Annotated in this window: 14 protein-coding genes; 9 read left to right on the top strand and 5 right to left on the bottom strand. The window is 67.0% G+C overall.

The window, feature by feature from the left end:
• Positions 1-342 (top strand): SPOR domain-containing protein (locus C0R07_RS10880; RefSeq protein ID WP_174704352.1); only part of this gene is annotated, 342 nt, incomplete at its 5' end.
• Positions 343-456: 114 nt separating this feature from the next.
• Positions 457-813 (top strand): VOC family protein, encoded by a 357-nt coding sequence (locus C0R07_RS10875; protein ID WP_102788887.1) that lies wholly within the window; start codon positions 457-459, stop codon positions 811-813.
• Positions 814-1,026: 213 nt separating this feature from the next.
• Here the strand turns inward: C0R07_RS10875 and C0R07_RS10870 are convergent, their stop codons facing one another.
• Complete coding sequence (locus C0R07_RS10870; RefSeq protein ID WP_019185578.1) at positions 1,027-1,776, bottom strand: SDR family NAD(P)-dependent oxidoreductase; 750 nt, start codon at positions 1,774-1,776, stop codon at positions 1,027-1,029.
• A gap of 97 nt (positions 1,777-1,873) precedes the next feature.
• Positions 1,874-2,326, bottom strand: coding sequence for a hypothetical protein (locus tag C0R07_RS10865; RefSeq protein ID WP_102788886.1), 453 nt, complete (start codon positions 2,324-2,326; stop codon positions 1,874-1,876).
• A gap of 190 nt (positions 2,327-2,516) precedes the next feature.
• Between C0R07_RS10865 and C0R07_RS10860 the strand changes: the two genes are divergently transcribed.
• A complete protein-coding gene (locus C0R07_RS10860) occupies positions 2,517-2,987 on the top strand; it encodes a DUF1456 family protein (RefSeq protein ID WP_102788885.1) in 471 nt (156 codons plus the stop codon).
• A gap of 158 nt (positions 2,988-3,145) precedes the next feature.
• On the top strand, positions 3,146-4,321 hold the full coding sequence (locus C0R07_RS10855) for an MFS transporter (protein WP_019185575.1): 1,176 nt from the start codon (positions 3,146-3,148) through the stop codon (positions 4,319-4,321).
• Between the two features lie 162 nt (positions 4,322-4,483).
• Here C0R07_RS10855 and C0R07_RS10850 read toward each other — a convergent pair whose 3' ends face one another.
• The gene (locus C0R07_RS10850; RefSeq protein WP_102788899.1) at positions 4,484-5,122 is read right to left on the bottom strand and encodes a TorF family putative porin; all 639 of its coding nucleotides are present in this window, start codon (positions 5,120-5,122) and stop codon (positions 4,484-4,486) included.
• Positions 5,123-5,357: 235 nt separating this feature from the next.
• Here C0R07_RS10850 and C0R07_RS10845 point away from each other — a divergent pair, with 235 nt between their 5' ends.
• Positions 5,358-5,747 carry a DUF6165 family protein gene (locus C0R07_RS10845; protein WP_070474487.1) on the top strand — a complete coding sequence of 130 codons (390 nt, stop codon included), beginning with the start codon at positions 5,358-5,360 and terminating at the stop codon, positions 5,745-5,747.
• Positions 5,748-5,768: 21 nt separating this feature from the next.
• Here the strand turns inward: C0R07_RS10845 and C0R07_RS10840 are convergent, their stop codons facing one another.
• Both C0R07_RS10840 and C0R07_RS10835 read right to left on the bottom strand, forming a co-directional pair.
• The gene (locus C0R07_RS10840) at positions 5,769-6,512 is read right to left on the bottom strand and encodes a FadR/GntR family transcriptional regulator (RefSeq protein ID WP_019185572.1); all 744 of its coding nucleotides are present in this window, start codon (positions 6,510-6,512) and stop codon (positions 5,769-5,771) included.
• 89 nt (positions 6,513-6,601) lie between these two features.
• Positions 6,602-9,493, bottom strand: a complete 2,892-nt coding sequence (locus tag C0R07_RS10835; RefSeq protein ID WP_102788884.1) for a TonB-dependent receptor — start codon at positions 9,491-9,493, stop codon at positions 6,602-6,604.
• Positions 9,494-9,774: 281 nt separating this feature from the next.
• On the opposite strand from C0R07_RS10835, the gene C0R07_RS10830 reads away from it, so the two are divergent.
• The 4 genes from C0R07_RS10830 to C0R07_RS10815 are packed head-to-tail and all read left to right on the top strand — an operon-like array spanning position 9,775 to position 16,325.
• On the top strand, positions 9,775-12,000 hold the full coding sequence (locus tag C0R07_RS10830; RefSeq protein ID WP_254427817.1) for a polysaccharide lyase 6 family protein: 2,226 nt from the start codon (positions 9,775-9,777) through the stop codon (positions 11,998-12,000).
• The gene (locus C0R07_RS10825; RefSeq protein WP_254427816.1) at positions 11,997-14,237 is read left to right on the top strand and encodes an oligoalginate lyase; all 2,241 of its coding nucleotides are present in this window, start codon (positions 11,997-11,999) and stop codon (positions 14,235-14,237) included. The genes C0R07_RS10830 and C0R07_RS10825 overlap by 4 nt, the downstream gene beginning before the upstream one ends.
• On the top strand, positions 14,234-15,526 hold the full coding sequence (locus tag C0R07_RS10820; RefSeq protein WP_019185568.1) for an MFS transporter: 1,293 nt from the start codon (positions 14,234-14,236) through the stop codon (positions 15,524-15,526). Before C0R07_RS10825 ends, C0R07_RS10820 begins: the two co-directional genes overlap by 4 nt.
• Before the next feature lie 43 nt (positions 15,527-15,569).
• Positions 15,570-16,325, top strand: coding sequence for an SDR family NAD(P)-dependent oxidoreductase (locus C0R07_RS10815; protein WP_019185567.1), 756 nt, complete (start codon positions 15,570-15,572; stop codon positions 16,323-16,325).
• Positions 16,326-16,354: the final 29 nt, after the last annotated feature.

The raw sequence follows: 16,354 nt of genomic DNA, 5'->3' as shown, positions 1-16,354 counted from the left end.
ACCACGGCTCCGGCGACGCCGCCGGCGCAGACCGCGGCGGCGGCTCCGGCTGCACCGACGCCGGCGGCGGCGACGCCTGCTGCCGGGGCGGCTGAGCCGGCAGCCAGCAACGTGCGCTACATCCTGCAGGCCGGTGCGTTCGGCGCGTCTGGCGACGCCGAAGCGACCAAGGCCAAGCTGGCCATGATCGGCCTGGCCGCGCGGGTGGAATCGGCGCAGATCAACGGCAAGACGGTATACCGCGTGCGCATGGGGCCGTATGGCAGCGCCGGGGAGCTGGCCGAGGCGAAGCAGAAGCTGGATGGGACGGGGCTTCAGGCGATGGCGATCAAGGCGCAGTAGCCGCGCGCCGCGACAATTACAGGAACGCCGGGTATTGCCTGGCGTTTTTTTTACCGCCCAGGGCAGCCGACCAACGGTCGGCTCTACGGGGCTACCTTTCAACGAGACGCCTCCATGAGCACCGCACACGGCAACGATCGCCGGATCGACAACATTGAATTCAACGTGGCTGACATCGCGCGCAGCAAGGCGTTCTACGGCAGCGTGTTCGGCTGGTCGTTCACCGATTACGGCCCGGGCTATACCGAGTTCTACGATGGCCGCCTGCGCGGTGGGTTCACCACCGACGCGCCGGTGCGCGCCGGTGGGCCGTTGGTGATTCTGTATGCCGATGACCTGGTAGCCACGCAGCAGCGGGTGGAAGCGGCCGGCGCGGACATCTGCCAGGCGGCGTTCGATTTTCCGGGTGGGCGGCGGTTTCATTTCCGCGATCCGGATGGGTATGAGTTGGCGGTGTGGACGGCCGCCTGAGGTAGAGCCGACCGTTGGTCGGCTGCCAGGATGCAGGTAGAGCCGACCGTTGGTCGGCTGCCGTCAGCGGTGGGTATGCGCCAGGGGCAGCCGACCAACGGTCGGCTCTACCGGTTTCGGGCGTGCGGCCGAAGCGTTCGCCTGTTCGGGCGTGCGGCCGAGGTGTTTTCCCGTTCGGGTGTGGCCGAGGTGTTGGCCAGCGGTACCCTTGGATCAGTCGCGCGCGACCTGGAAGCCGGCGAACGACTGGCTGACCGGCATCACTTCGAGGCGATTGATGTTCAGGTGCGCCGGCAGCGAGGCGACCCAGAAGATCTGCTCGGCGATGTCGTCGGCGGTCATCGGGTTGGCACCGGTGTAGAGCTTGTCCGAGGCGGCCTGGTCACCATGGGTGCGGACCACGGTGAACTCGGTTTCGGCCATGCCCGGCTCGATCGTGGTCACGCGCACGCCGCTGCCGTGCAGGTCCGAGCGCAGGCCCAGCGAGAACTGGCTGACGAAGGCCTTGGTGCCGCCGTAGGCATTGCCGCCCGGGTACGGGTAGACGCCGGCAACGGAGCTGATGTTGATGATCGCACCCTTGCGCGCGACCAGCTGCGGCAACAGGCGATGGGTCAGCGTCACCAGGGCGGTGACGTTGGTGTCGATCATGGTGCGCCAGTCTTCCAGCGAGGCGCTCTGCGCCGGGGCGGTGCCCTGGGCCAGGCCGGCGTTGTTGACCAGCAGGTCGATGTCGGCGAAGCCGGCCGGCAGGGCCGCCAGGGCCGCTTCCATCGCCACGCTGTCGCGCACGTCGAACACCGCGGCATGCACGCGCTCGGGACCGTAGGCGTCGACCAGCGGCTGCAGGCGCTCGGCACGGCGCCCGGTGGCGATCACGCGCCAGCCGGCCTGGGCGAAACGGTGGACAGCGGCGGCGCCAAAGCCGGACGTGGCGCCAGTAATCAGAGCGGTACGGGTCATCGAGGTACTCCGTGAAGATCCCGACCATTTTCGCACCGATGCGCGCCCGGTGTGGCGCCGGGCGCCACCCGGCTGACCGGCGCCACGGGTCGTCCCGTCAGCGGATGCGGAATACCCGCGCCTTGGGCAGGTCTTCATCCACCTGCAGGAACCAGCGCCCGGCGATGCCCGGCACCACGACGATCCCGGGGTTGCTGCGGGCGGTCTTGAGCTTCATCTCGCCCTTGAGTACCTGCCACTGCTGGCCGTTGTCCAGGGTGAACACCGTGCCGGGGGCCCAGCCGTCCACCTGGCCGGTGACCTTGGCGTTGATGGGGCCGTCGTCCAGCCCGGGGAACATCGGGGCCGGCGTCGGCACACCCCGGCCTGCGGCAGGTGCCGCCGCGACGGCCACCGGGGCGGGGGCATCGGCCTGGGCCTGGCGCAGCAGGCGGTTCAGGGCCTGCAGCTGGGCCGGGGTCAGCCCTACGTCGGCCAGCGCCTGCGGATCCAGCCGCTGCTCCAGCGCCACATAGGGGGCCTGCGCCCACGCCGGGGCCGCCAGCAACATGCCCACACACCCGAGAACCTGCCACCTGCGCATTGCCTGCTCCACTGCCTGTCGATGCCTGATCGCGGCACTGTGCGTCACTTTCGTGGCAGCCAGATGACAGCGACCACCGGTCGCAGCCGGCCGCGCGCCCGGCACGGGGTAAAATGACCGCCAGCCGCGCAGCCGCGCCGGCGGTATTGGACGTCCCATGATCAACAACGATGTACTGCGCAGCATCCGCTACATGCTCGACCTCAGCGACGGCATGATCGCCGACACCTGTGCCCTGGCCGATCCGGCCTTCGTGGTCGACAAGGCCGATGTGGCCGGCTGGCTGCGCAAGGAAGACGAGGAAGGCTTCGTGCCCTGCGACGACCGCACCCTGGCGCATTTCCTGGATGGCCTGATCGTGCATTTCCGCGGCCGCGACGAGAGCCAGCCGGCGCGCCCGGCGGAAAAGCGCATCACCAACAACCTGGTGCTGAAGAAGCTGCGCGTCGCCTTCCAGCTGAAGGACGTGGACATGCACGAAGTGTTCGACGCGGCGGGTTTCTCGGTCTCCAAGCCGGAACTGTCCGCGCTGTTCCGTCAGCCGGACCACAAGAACTACCGCGCCTGCGGTGACCAGATGCTGCGCAATTTCCTCAAGGGCCTGACCCTGCGCGTGCGCGGCGCCTGAAGACGTCGTTGATGCGTGGCTCCGATGCAGGGCCACGCGCCTCCACTGCCTGGCGTGGGTGAGCCATCTGGATTTCAGATGCATGGGATGAAGACGTTTCATTTCCCCCTTTCGCCCATCAGGCGGACACTGGCGCCCCTTCTTTCCCGGAGCCCGTCATGAGCAACGACGCGCCCTCGCCACTCAGCCGTTGGCAGGTCCTGCTGATGGCCTTCGCCACCGGCGTGGCCGTGGCCAGCAACTACTACGCGCAGCCGCTGCTGCATACCATCGCCGGCCAGTTCGGCGTGTCCTTCGCGCGGGCCGGCACGGTGGTGACCGTCGCCCAGCTGAGCTATGCGGCGGGCCTGATCCTGCTGGTGCCGCTGGGCGATCTGTTCGAGCGCCGCCGGTTGATCGTGGTGATGTCGCTGCTGTCCGCGGCGGGGCTGGTGCTGAGCGCGCTCAGCCATCAGTTCGTGTGGCTGCTGGTGGGCACCGCGCTGACCGGCCTGTTCTCGGTGGTGGCGCAGGTGCTGGTGCCGTTCGCGGCCACGCTGGCGCGGCCCGAAGAACGCGGCCAGGTCGTAGGCACGGTGATGAGCGGGCTGCTGCTCGGCATCCTGCTGGCACGCACCGTGGCCGGGGCACTGTCCTCGCTGGGCGACTGGCGCACCGTGTACTGGATCGCCGCGGCCGCGCTGGTGCTGACCACGGGCATGCTCTATCGGCATCTGCCGCGCTTCCATCAGACCGCCGGGCTGGGCTATCTGCAGCTGCTGCGCTCGATCGGTACGCTGTTCGCGCAGGAACCGGTGTTCCGCCTGCGCACCGTGCTGGGTGCGCTGAGCTTTGCGATGTTCGCGATCTTCTGGACGCCACTGGCGTTCCTGCTCGCCGCCGAACCGTATGGCTACAGCGATGCGACGATCGGCCTGTTCGGGCTGGTCGGTGCGGCCGGCACGTTGGCCGCGGGCGTGGCCGGGCGCATGGCCGACCGGGGCAAGGCGGCGCTGGCGACGACCGTGGCGCTGGTGCTGCTGGCCGCATCGTGGCTGCCGCTGGGCTTTTCCACGCACTCGCTGATCGCACTGGTGCTGGGCGTGATCGTGCTGGACCTGGCCGCGCAGCTGCTGCACGTGAGCAACCAGAACGTGGTCTATGCGCTGCGTCCGGACGCCCGCAACCGGCTCAATGCCGGCTACATGACCGGCTATTTCATCGGCGGCTCGCTGGGCTCACTGGTCTCGGCGCAGGTCTTTGATCGCTTCGGCTGGACCGGCGTGTGCGTGACCGGTGCCGGCGTCGCGATGGTGGCGATCGCGGTGTGGACGGTGGCGGTAGTACGCCGGTAGAGCCGACCGTTGATCGGCGGCATTGCGCGCCGCCTGGGGCAGCCGACCGACGGTCGGCTCTACCCGGTGGGATTCGCACCCGACGTCTGGAATATCGAGTGAGGTTGGCTCGAGCAGCCGACCAACGGTCGGCTCTACCGCGCGGGGTGGGTGGGCGCTCCGTCAGAAGGCGGTTTGTACCGCGAACTCGACGCGCGAGCCTGCGTTGCCGGGGAACAGGCGTTTGGCCGCACCATCGGTGTCGTGCGCGGTGAGGCGCAGCTCCCACGGGCCGTGCACCTTCCAGATGGCGCTGAGCTGGCCATGCAGGTAGTCATCGGCCTGCGCGCTGTCCAGCCAGTAGTGGCCTACCGCGCCCTCGACACGCCACTGCTCGCCCAGCGGCAGGCGCGCACCGAGCTGGGCGTAGGTGCCGCCATGGCCACCGGCCAACGCGTTGTCGGAGACGCCGACCTGCAGCCAGGCGCGCTGCCGCCAGGTGACGGTGCCATTGAGCTCGGTCCAGTCCAGATCGACCGTGGCGGACGGATAGACGTAGCGGGTCAGATTGACGTCCACGCTCCAGTCCGGCGTCACCGCCCCGCTCCAGCCGGCGACAAGATCAAACTCGCTGCGCGCGCCGTTGTCCGGCCGGAACGAGACACCCGAGCCCCACGCCGAGGCATACCAGCCGTTGGACGCACTGAGTTTCACGCCCGCCTGCACGGCCGGATCGCCGTCGCTCTGCGAGCTGCCGCGCCAGACATAGTCCGAAGTCAGCGTCGCGTTGCCGTCCACCGCGGCCGCCGCCGCCCCGCTCATGATCAGCCCCACCAGCACCACGCCGCCGCGCAGGCGCTGTTTTGATTGTTTACCCACCACGTGTCCCGCTCCAGATGACGGCTGCGCCGTCGAGAGCGACAGTGTCCGCGGGCACCGCGTAAAGTCGCCATGGCGCCGCCGCGCGATCGGCGCAACGTTTCTGTAAATCCTGCGTCAGGGTGGCGCCGGGAGGTGCGCGGTATCATGCCCACTCTGACCTGTTGCGAGTAATGGCGTGGACGCGATCCTGACCCCGGTATCGATTGGCGAGCTGATCGACAAGATCACCATCCTGGAAATCAAGGCCGAACGCATCACCGATGCCGGCAAGAACGCCAACGTCCGCAAGGAACTCGAGGGCCTGTGGCCGCTGTGGCAGCAGCAGGTAAGTGCTCAGCCGGGGCTGGAAGCATTGAAGACGCAGCTCAAGGCGATCAACGAGCGCATGTGGGAGATCCAGGACCAGCTGCGCGACAAGGAAGCAGTGCAGGTCTTCGACGATGCCTTCATCCAGCTGGCGCGCGGTGTCTATGGCACCAATGGCGAGCGGGTCAAGGTGAAGAACGAGATCAACCGCATCGCCGGCTCGCAGCTGGTCGAAGAGAAGCAGTACCAGGGCGAGTAATCGCGCCGGCGCGCGCCGGGCTCAGTGCCCGGTCGCGGCCATGAAGCGTTCGCGGTCCTGCTGGGTCCGCCGGCGGATTTCGGCCAGCGCTTCATTCTCGGTGGCTTCCAGCATCGATTCGAACAGCCGCTGGAAGTGGTTGCGCATGGCCAGCCGCGCCGCTGCCGGATCACGCTGGCGCAGGGCGTCCAGAATCCGGGTGTGTTCCTCGTCGCGGGTGTCATCGTCGTTGTGGCAGACGTTGGCATACACCTGCTTGACCCGCGGCAGTTCGTTGCGCATCCGCCAGATCAGCTGCACGCAGTGCTCCACCACCGGGTTGCCGGCGATCCGCGCGATCGAGAGGTGGAACTGGCGGTCGGCCTCGCTGGCCGCCGCTTCGCCCGAATTGGGGTCGACCATGGCCGCGATCAGGCCGGCCAGGTCCTCCAGTTCGGCATCGGTGATGCGGCTGGCCGCCATCGCTGCGGCCTCGGCCTCGATCACCGCGCGGGCGGCGGTCAGGTCGAACGCCGAGACATCGGGCAGTGCGCCCGGCGCCTGTGACGGTTTGGCCTTCACGTAAACGCCCGAGCCGGTCTTGATGGTGATCAGGCCCTGCGCTTCCAGCGCGATTTCCGCCTCGCGCACCGTCACCCGGCTCACGCCCAGGCGTTCGGCCAGGTCGCGTTCGCCCGGCAGGCGCGAGCCCGGCGGGAATTCGCCCTTCTCGATCAGCGCGACGATTTCGGCGGCAATGGACTGGTACAGACGGGGTTCGGACATCATCAAAGGCCTGCTGACAGGTGGCTGGGGACCGACACGCGACCGCGCCTTCAGAGAGCGGCGCGGTCGGAAAAACCGCGCCACTGACCTCAGAAGCGGTAGCGCACCCCCAGATAATACCGCCGCCCGTACGTGGTGTACTCGCGGAAGCTGCCGAGGATGGGCATATCCGATACCCGCGGCTCATCGGTGAGGTTGCTGGCCGACAGCGACAGCGACAGGTGCTTGTTCACCTTGTAGGTGGCGCGGAAGTCCAGCGAACCATTGTCACGCACATAGCGGTTCTGCGACGGGTCACCGACAAACTGCTGGTAATAGTCGGAGCGGTACTTGTAGATCGCCTGCAGATCGAGCCTGCCCAGGCCCCAGTACACCTGCGCCGAGGCCACGTGCTTGGACAGGCCGAAGATGTTGGCCGGCTCGACGATGCCCGGGGTCACCACGCCGGTGGCCGGGTCGGTGGATTCGCCCAGGCGCAGGTCTTCGGTCTTGAAGTTGGAATCGGCGTAGTTGTAGCTGGCCTTCACGCCCAGCCCGGAGAAGATCCCCGGCAGGTAGGAGAAGCTGTGCGAGGCGGTGAACTCCACGCCGAACAGATCGCTCTTCTGGTCGCTGGTGGCCAGCTGCTCCACCGGCACGGTCACGCTCTGGCCATCGATATCGAAGGTTTCGTTGACGATCACCGGCATCGAGCCGCCGTTGAACTGCTTGTAGTACAGCGCACCGGACAACATGGTGTCTTCGTTGGCATACCACTCCAGCGAGAGGTCGCCGTTCCACGACATCAACGGCTTGGCGCGCGGGTTGCCGGTGGCCGTGATGCTGCGCAGCGCATCGCCCACGCTGTTGAACTCGGTATCCACCTCACCCAGGTTGAAGGTGCGGCCAAAGCCTTCAGCGGCCAGGTCCGGGCGCGACATCGCCCGATACGCACCGACGCGCAGCAGCAGGTCCGGACGCAGTTCGAAGGCGGCGTTGAAGCTGGGCAGCCATTCAGTATTGCTGGATTTGAGCACCTGCGAGGTGAAATCGCCGGTGGGTTCCAGGGTCACGGTACCGTCGGGATTGTTGATCACATCCAGACCGCTGCGCAGGCCGACCGAGCGCACTTCGGTGCGCACACCACGCACGCCGATATTGCCGGTCACCGGCAGGCCGAACCATTCGGTGCTGTAGTCGCCCATCAGGTACAGCGCGCTGGTTTTCTCGGTGACATCGTTGTTGGCCGGGTTGCGCAGGTCCGCGCTCAGGCCGGTATCGTCCACGCCGGTGAACGCCTTGAACAGGCAGCGACTGTCGAAGCTGGCCCACTGGTCGATGGTGTTGCCGCTGGCATTGGCCAGGAAATCGTCCTGCGGGAACGCCTGGCGGCAGGCGAGGTTGGCGGCGCGGATCGCCGCGACGTTCGTGGTGGTCACATCCACCGTGTCGGTGTAATCGGTGTAGGTCGCCTCGGAGCGGCGCAGGCCGCCCTTGATGGCGGTGAAGAAGCCGCTTTCCGGGGTGAACGTGGCATCGAAGCGGCCAGCACGGATGGTGTGCTCGCGGTGCTGCTGGCGACGACGCACCAGGGCCGAGTCGGTGAAGTTGTCCGGATTGTTCACATCGAACGCCGGATCCAGGGTGATGCTCGGCACATCGCCGCTGTAATCGTAGGTGTAATCGACATAGCGGGTGTTCTTGATGCCGCCAACCGGCCTGCCGTTGACGTCGGTGCGGCCGGCGCGCAGGCGGGTGCTGCGTTCGATCTGATCGCGCTCGGTGTTGGAATAGGACAGATCGGTGGACAGCGTCCACGCCGGGCTCGGCCGGAAGATCACGTTGAGCCCGCCGCCGGTGTATTCCTCCTGGCGCTCCAGGAAATTGCCGGTGGAATCGACCGTGGTGCTGCCGGTGTGGTGCAGCAGCGCGCCATCATCGGTGACCACGCGGTTGTTGAGGTTGCGCATCATCGAAGACAGCGACAGATCCGAGCGGTCTTCGGTGTAATCGCGCTTGGAGTGCTGGTAGTCCAGGTTCACTTCCACCAGGTCGCTGGGGCGCCACTGCAGCGCGGCGAACTGCGAATCGCGCTTGTCGTGTTCGATGAACTGGCGATAGATGCGGCTGCTGGGCACCAGGTAGTACGGCACGCCATTGGCGACCTGGTTGCCGTTGACCTGGGTGCAGTTACGCGTCGCCCCGACCACTTCACGGCCATCGCAGGCCACCCAGGTGGAGCTGCTGGAGAACATCTCTTCCGGGTTGCTGCCTTCCAGCGCCTGTACGCCGATGGAGACACCGAGCTTGCCGGCGTTGCCCATGTCGAACTGATCGATGTAACTGGCGGTACCGCGCCAGCCGACGCCGTCCTTGTCCTTGAGGCGGTCGTCGTAATCCTGCCAGGTGCCGCGACCATCGAGCTGGAACGTGCGTTTGCCGTACTCCAGCGGTTTGACCGTCTCCATGTTGATCGTGCCCGCCACACCGCCTTCGACGAAGTCGGCACGCTGGGTCTTGTAGATCGCCACGGTGTTGATCAGCTCGGACGGGAACTGGTTGAAGTTGACCGAGCGGTCGCCGCTGCCGTTGGTGGCCTCGCGGCCATTGAAGGTGGACGAACCCAGGAACGGGCCCAGGCCGCGGATGGAAATTTCCGACGCACCGCCTTTTTCGCGGTGGGTGGAGGCGCCGGTGATGGTTTCGATCGCTTCACCGATGGACAGCGCCGGCAGGTCGCCGATGTCGTCGGCCGCCAGTACGTCGGAGACCACGGTCTCCTCGCGCTTCTTGTCGATCGAGGTCTGGATGGTGCCGCGGATGCCGGTCACCTGGACCTGATCCAGCGTGGTGGCTTGCCCCGGCGGCGAGGCCGGGGCATCGGCGTCCTGTGCGTGGGCCAGCGGCAGGGCCGCGGTGGCACACAGGGCATAGAACAGCGCGCTGTGCAGCGCGGTGCGGCGGAGGCCTCGTGGTGAGGCCGTACGGCGGTCATGCAACATCGTGATCTCCCTCCCAGGATGGATCGTCCGATTACACGGATTCGATCCGGAAGATTCACGACTGATGAACCAATGTCAATGAATTGGTACTAAAGTCTACCCCACACCACCGTCCAGACCACTTTGCATGGAATTAATGTGCGGACGCAGCAGAAAAATGCGCAAATCACATACCACATGCGCCTAAAGTGGTATGCGATTGTGGTTGACGTCCGCGCACGGCAACCTGTTAGGATCGTGGCTCGCGTCAGTCGCCACGGTCCATCTGGGAGGGTAAGCCCGTGACTTTGCAACACTCGCAGGCGCCGTTGGCGCGGCGTCCCATGGCCAAGGCCTTGCTGTTGAGCCTGTCCCTAGCGGCATTCCCTGCCGTGGCGGCCGATTATCTGGTGCGCGACGCTGCTGCCTATGCCACCGCCGTACGCGCCCTCGCCCCCGGCGATACGGTGATCCTGGCGGACGGCGTCTGGCGCGACGTGGACCTGCTTTTCCGGGGAACCGGCAAAATTGGTCAACCAATTAAGTTGACGGCGCAGACCCCCGGCAAGGGGATTCTCAGCGGCCAGTCCCAGCTGCGTCTGGCCGGTGAGCACCTGGAGGTCTCCAACCTCGTCTTCCGCGATGGTTGGGCGCCGGGTGGCGAAGTGGTGTCGTTCCGGCGGTCAGCCAGTGAGTGGGCCAACCACAGCCGGGTGACCGGGATCGTGATCGACCGCTACAACAAGCCGGATCGCCAGCAGTCCGATCACTGGGTGGCGCTGTACGGCCAGCACAACCGCTTCGACCACAACCAGCTGGTCGGCAAGACCAATGCGGGCACCACCCTGGTGGTGGTGCGCAACGCCACCAGCGGCCTGGACAACCAGCACCGCATCGACCACAACTGGTTCGGCCCGCGCCCCAACCTCGGTTCCAACGGCGGCGAGACGATGCGCATCGGCACCAGCCACGATTCGCAGTCGGACTCGCGCACCGTGGTGGAGAACAACTGGTTCGAGCAGTGCGATGGCGAGGTGGAGATCGTCTCCAACAAGTCCGGCGGCAACATCTACCGGGGCAACGTCTTCCAGGACTCGCGCGGCTCGCTGGTGCTGCGTCACGGCCACGGCAATCGGGTCGAACGCAATGTGTTCCTCGGCCATGGCAAGGCGCATACCGGCGGGGTGCGTGTGATCAACCGCCACCAGACCGTGCGCGACAATTACTTTGAAGGCATCGCCGGCGACAACTTCGCCGCGGCCTTGAGTGTGATGGCCGGTACCCACGACGCGCCGTTGAACCGCTACGAGCAGATCGATCACGCGGTGATCGAACGCAACAGCTTCATCCAGGTCGGCACCGTGCTGCTCGGCGCGGGGCTGGATGAGGAGCGCAACGCGATGCCGGTGAACAGCCGCATCGCCGGCAACCTCTTCATCGGCGATGGCAAACGCGAGCTGCTGCGCGCGCAGGGTGACCTCTCCGGCATCACCTTCGCCGGCAACGTGCAGAGCCCGGCCGTATCGCCCGGCTTCCCCGGCGGTGTCAGCGGCCATTCCCTGACCCTGCAGCGCGCGCCCAACGGCCTGCTCTACCCCACCGCGGCGCTCGATGCCGGGGCCCCGCGCGATCTGGCCCCGATCGCCCGCGACCAGGTCGGCGTGGACTGGTACCCCAAGACCCTGACCACCACCGCCCTGGACAGCGGCGCGGTACGCACGGTCGCGCCGGGCGAGGACACCCTGACCGCCGCCGTGGCAGCCAGCGCCCCGGGCGACCGGCTGCAGTTGCAGTGTGGCCGCTACACCGTGAGCCAGGTGCTCGCGGTGGACCATCCCTTGAGCGTGGCAGGTCCCGCGCGTGGCCAGGCCAGCGTGCAGTTCTCGCGGCCCAGCCTGTTCGAGATCAGTGTGGGCGGTTCGCTGCGACTGGCGCGACTGGACATCGACGGTGCGCTCGCACCGGATGCGGCCGGCAATGCGGTGATCCGCGTGCCGCCGGGCAGCCAGGCGTTCAACTACACGCTCCTGCTGGAAGACAGCCACGTGCACGGGCTGACCGCCAACAAGGCCTTCGATGTGATCGCCACCGGCAAGGGCAGCCTGGCCGCGCGGATCGCGCTCTCGAACGTCACGGTGGAGGACATCACCGGCAGTGTGATCGCCGCGGCCGCCGAGACCGATGACCTGGGCACCTACAACGCCGAGCAGGTGGATCTGCTGGACTCCACGTTCCGCCGCATCGGCGGGCCGGTGGTGAACCTGTATCGCGGCGGCACCGACGAAAGCACCTTCGGTCCGGCGCTGCAGGTGCACGGCAACCAGTTCGAGCAGGCAGGGGTGGCCGATGACACCAGCCTGCGCCTGCATGGCGTGCAGTTCGCCAGCATCCGCGACAACCGCTTCGACCGCAGCGGCCGCATCCGTTTCAGCCATCGCGTCGGGGAACCGACCCTGCGCATGGGCGACAACCCGCTGACGGCCACCGCGCCGTTGCTGTCCGATACCCCTGTTGAGGCCCTGCCATGAATTACGCCCCGCCCCTGATGCTGCTGCTCGCCGCCACGCTTGGCGGGGCCGCGTTGCCCGCTGCGCAGGCCGCACCCGCCGCCCGGCAGGCGCCCGCGGCGTCCGCCACCGCACCGGTGCTGGTCACCGCCGCGCAGTGGACGCAGATGCGTGCCGAGGGTGCGCGCTCGCCACTGTTCGCCAAGGAACAGCAGCGTGCCGAACAGCGCGTGCGCGCGATGATGAAGGCCGGCATCGACGTGCCGGTGCCCAAGGACAAGGGCGGCGGTTACACGCACGAACAGCACAAGCGCAATTACCAGGCCATCCAGGCCGCCGGCGCGCTGTATCGGCTGACCGGCGACAAGGCCTATGCCACCTTCGCCCGCGACCTGCTGCTGGGCTACGCCAAGCTCTACCCGGGCCTGGGCGCGCACCCGCAGGGCCGCGGCCAGATTCCCGGCCGGCTGTTCTGGCAGACCCTCAACGATTCGGTGTGGCTGGTCAGCGCGGCGCAGGGCTACGACGCGATCCGCGACACGCTCAGTGACGCCGACCGCAAGACGATCGACGACAACGTGTTCCGCGCGATGGCCGACTTCCTGTCCGGCACGCCGGAGAACTTCGACAAGATCCACAACCACGCCACCTGGGCGGTCGCTGCGGTGGGCATGACCGGCTACGTGCTGCGCGACACCAACTACGTCGACAAGGCGTTGCAGGGCAGCAAGCGCGATGGCAGTGCCGGCTTCCTGAAACAGGTTGATCAGCTGTTCTCGCCGGACGGGTATTACGAAGAAGGCCCGTACTACCAGCGCTATGCACTGGCCCCGTTCATCCTGTTCGCCAACGCCATCGAGCGCAACGAACCGCAACGCGGCATCTTCAAGCGCCGCGACGGCGTGCTGCTCAAGGCGGTCGATGCGCTGGTGCAGAGCAGCTACGGCGGCTACTTCTTCCCGATCAACGACGCCATTCTCGACAAGGGCCTGGACACCGAGGAACTGGTGGCTGGCATCGATATCGCCTACGCGCAGACCGGTGATGCACGCCTGCTGTCGGTCGCCAAAACACAGAAGCGCGTGCTGCTCTCGCCCGAAGGCCTGCAGGTGGCCCAGGCGCTGGCGGAGAACAAGGCCAAGCCGTTTGCCTTCGTACCGACCCTGCTGCGCGATGGCCCGGACGGCACCGAAGGCGCACTGGCAATCCTGCGCATGGGGGGCGAGAACGGCCAGGCGCTGGTGATGAAGAACACCAAGCAGGGCATGGGCCACGGCCACTTCGACAAGCTCAACTGGTTGTTCTACGACAACGGCCAGCGCGTGGTCACCGATTACGGTGCCGCGCGTTTCCTCAACATCGAGGCCAAGGCCGGTGGCATCTACCTGCCGGAAAACAACAGCTGGGCCCGGCAGACCATCGCGCACAACACGCTGGTGGTGAACGAGCAGAGCCACTTCGGTGGCGACTGGAAGAAGGGCCAGCCGCTGGCGCCGACGCCGCTGCTGTTCGCGGTCAGCGACGATACCCAGATCGCCTCCGCGCGGATGGAAGGCGCCTACGACGGGGTCAGCTTCACCCGCACCCAGGCGCTGCTCTCGCACCCATCGCTGGGCGAGCCGGTGGTGCTGGACCTGCTGCGCGTCACCGGCAGCAAGGCCGCGCGCTATGACCTGCCGCTGCATTTCAATGGGCACATCATGGACGTCGGCTTCAAGACCCAGTCCGCCGTCGCCGCCCGTCCCGTGCTGGGCAAGGCCAACGGCTACCAGCATGTGTGGGTCGATGCGGCCAGCGAGCCGACCCGCGATGCGCGCAGCCTGACCTGGCTGCTGGACGGTCGCTTCTACACCTACCGATTCGCCAGCACCGCACCCTCGCGCGCCGTGATCGGCGAGAGCGGCGCGAATGATCCCTCGTTCAACCTGCGCCGTGAGCCGATGCTGCTGCAGCGCGTGGATGGCCAGGCCGCCACCACGTTCTACGGTGTGCTCGAACCGCATGGCCAGTACGACGGCACCGCCGAGACCGTGCGCGGCGCCAACAGCCGCATCGATCGCCTCACCCACTACCGCGGCAAGGATGCGGATGTGCTGGTGCTCGACCTGGCCGGCGGCAAGCGGCTGGCGCTGGGCATCGCCGACGACCCCACCCAGGGCGGATCGCATGAAGTGAGTGGCGATGGCCAGAGCTGGCGCTGGGACGGCGGCTGGAAGCGCTTCGATACCGGCACCGGCGCCGGCAAGGACAGCAAATGAAGGTCACCACGCAGGCCCGCACCTATGTCCGTTGGCTGATCGTGGCGCTGATCGCCGTCGCCACGGTGATCAACTACATCGACCGCAACGCGCTGGCGGTGATGTGGCCGCAGATTTCGCAGGATGTCGGCGCGACCAAGGAAGACTACGCGCTGCTGGTCACGGTGTTCATGCTGTTCTACGCCGCCGGCCAGTTCGTGTTCGGGCGCCTGTTCGACATCATCGGTACGCGCCTGGGCTTTGCGCTCTCGATCGCGGTGTGGTCGATTTCGATCGCGCTGCACTCGGTCACGCACTCCATCCTGTCCTTCAGCATCGTGCGCGCCATGCTCGGCATCAGCGAAGCCGGTGCATGGCCGGGCGCGGTGAAGGCCAATGCCGAGTGGTTCCCGGCGCGGGAACGCGCACTGGCGCAGGGCGTGTTCAACGCCGGCGCCTCGATCGGCGCGATCATCTCCGCGCCGCTGATCGCCGTGCTGTTCCTGTGGCTGGGTTGGCGCGGGACCTTCATCCTGATCGGTGCGATCGGTTTCATCTGGCTGCTGCCGTGGCTGATCATCTACCGCGCCGGCCCGGACAAACACCCGTGGGTAAGCGCGGCCGAGCGTGCACTGATCCTGGATGCGCCGACCGAGCAGCCGGCCGTGCCGGTGGCCGAGTACGTACCGAACGTGCGCCAGCTGCTGGGCCATCGCCAGACCTGGGGCATCCTGATCTCGCGGTTTTTCCTGGACCCGATCTGGTGGCTGTTCGTGTCGTGGCTGCCGATCTACCTCGCCGATACCTTCGGTTTCGACATCAAGCAGATCGGCATCTTCGCCTGGGTGCCCTACGTAGGCGCGATGATCGGCAGCCTCGGCGGCGGCTGGTTGTCCGGCCGTCTGATCGGTGCCGGCTGGAGCGTGGATAAAGCCCGCAAGGTGGTGATCACCCTGGGCGGCGCGATCATGGCCCCGGCGCTGATCGGTGCGGTGCTGGCCACCGATCCGGTCTGGGCGGTGATCACCATCGCTTTCGTGCTGCTCGGCTTCCAGATCGCGATCGGCAACATCCAGACCCTGCCCGGCGACATCTTCAGCGGCAAATCGGTCGGCTCGGTGGCTGGCCTGGGCGGCATGGCCGCGGTGGCCGGCACGCTGATCACCACCTGGCTGGTGCCGGCGATGACCCACGACTCCTACGCACCGATTTTCATCCTGGTGGCGGCCCTGGTGCCGGCCTCCCTGCTGGCGCTGTGGCTGGTCACCGGTCGCGTGGAAAAAATCCACGGCCCGGTCGAGCGCCGCTGAGTTCCCTTCTTCCCTTTCCCCCAACGCATCACAGGAGTGTTTCATGACCCAATTCAAGGACAAGGTGGCGATCGTCACCGGTGGCGGCCGTGACATCGGCCGCGAGATCTCGCTCAAGCTGGCCGCGGCCGGTGCCAAGGTGTGCATCAACTACGCCAACGACGAAGCCAGCGCGCAGGAGACCCTCAAGCAGGTCGAAGCCGCCGGCGGCACCGCGATCGTGCATCGCGCCGATGTCACCGATGCCAAGGCGGTGGCGGCGATGGTCGCCGCGACCCAGGCCGCGTTCGGTCCGCAGATCGACGTGCTGGTGAACGTCGCCGGTGGCATGGTCCAGCGCCGTCCGCTGGCCGAGATCGATGAGGCCTTCTTCCACAAGGTGATGGACCTCAACATGAGCTCGGTCTACCTGACCACGCATGCGGTGGTGCCGCACATGCCCGAAGGCGGCGCGATCGTGAACTTCGCTTCGCAGGCCGGCCGCGATGGCGGTGGCCCCGGCGCGGCGATCTACGCCACCGCCAAGGCCGCGGTGATGACCTTCACCCGTGCCATGGCCAAGGAGCTTGGCCCGCGCGGCATCCGCGTCAACGCGCTGTGCTGCGGCATGATCGCCACCCGCTTCCATGATGAATTCACCAAGCCGGAAGTACGCACTGCCGTGGCCGGCAATACGCCGCTGCGCCGCCAGGGCCGTCCGCAGGAAGCCGCCGATACCGCGGTGTACCTGGCCTCCGACGCCGCCGGTTTCATCACCGGTGCCAACGTCGACGTCAACGGCGGCACCTACTTCTCCTGATTGACCCGCTGACCGCCTGGGAGGGCCGC

It is taken from the genome of Stenotrophomonas bentonitica, from assembly GCF_002887735.1.
Classification (GTDB): Bacteria; Pseudomonadota; Gammaproteobacteria; order Xanthomonadales; family Xanthomonadaceae; genus Stenotrophomonas; species Stenotrophomonas bentonitica_A.
The sequence above is the reverse complement of the archived record's forward strand: the minus strand, read 5'-3'. Positions and strand labels throughout refer to the sequence as shown.

Bases quoted from the DNA above. Each gene is read 5' to 3' on its own strand.
- C0R07_RS10875 (WP_102788887.1), top strand. From the start codon at position 457: ATGAGCACCGCACACGGCAACGATCGCCGGATCGACAACATTGAATTC.
- C0R07_RS10870 (WP_019185578.1), bottom strand. From the start codon at position 1,776: ATGACCCGTACCGCTCTGATTACTGGCGCCACGTCCGGCTTTGGCGCC.
- C0R07_RS10865 (WP_102788886.1), bottom strand. From the start codon at position 2,326: ATGTTGCTGGCGGCCCCGGCGTGGGCGCAGGCCCCCTATGTGGCGCTG.
- C0R07_RS10860 (WP_102788885.1), top strand. From the start codon at position 2,517: ATGATCAACAACGATGTACTGCGCAGCATCCGCTACATGCTCGACCTC.
- C0R07_RS10855 (WP_019185575.1), top strand. From the start codon at position 3,146: ATGAGCAACGACGCGCCCTCGCCACTCAGCCGTTGGCAGGTCCTGCTG.
- C0R07_RS10850 (WP_102788899.1), bottom strand. From the start codon at position 5,122: ATGAGCGGGGCGGCGGCGGCCGCGGTGGACGGCAACGCGACGCTGACT.
- C0R07_RS10840 (WP_019185572.1), bottom strand. From the start codon at position 6,512: ATGTCCGAACCCCGTCTGTACCAGTCCATTGCCGCCGAAATCGTCGCG.
- C0R07_RS10835 (WP_102788884.1), bottom strand. From the start codon at position 9,493: ATGTTGCATGACCGCCGTACGGCCTCACCACGAGGCCTCCGCCGCACC.
- C0R07_RS10825 (WP_254427816.1), top strand. From the start codon at position 11,997: ATGAATTACGCCCCGCCCCTGATGCTGCTGCTCGCCGCCACGCTTGGC.
- C0R07_RS10820 (WP_019185568.1), top strand. From the start codon at position 14,234: ATGAAGGTCACCACGCAGGCCCGCACCTATGTCCGTTGGCTGATCGTG.
- C0R07_RS10815 (WP_019185567.1), top strand. From the start codon at position 15,570: ATGACCCAATTCAAGGACAAGGTGGCGATCGTCACCGGTGGCGGCCGT.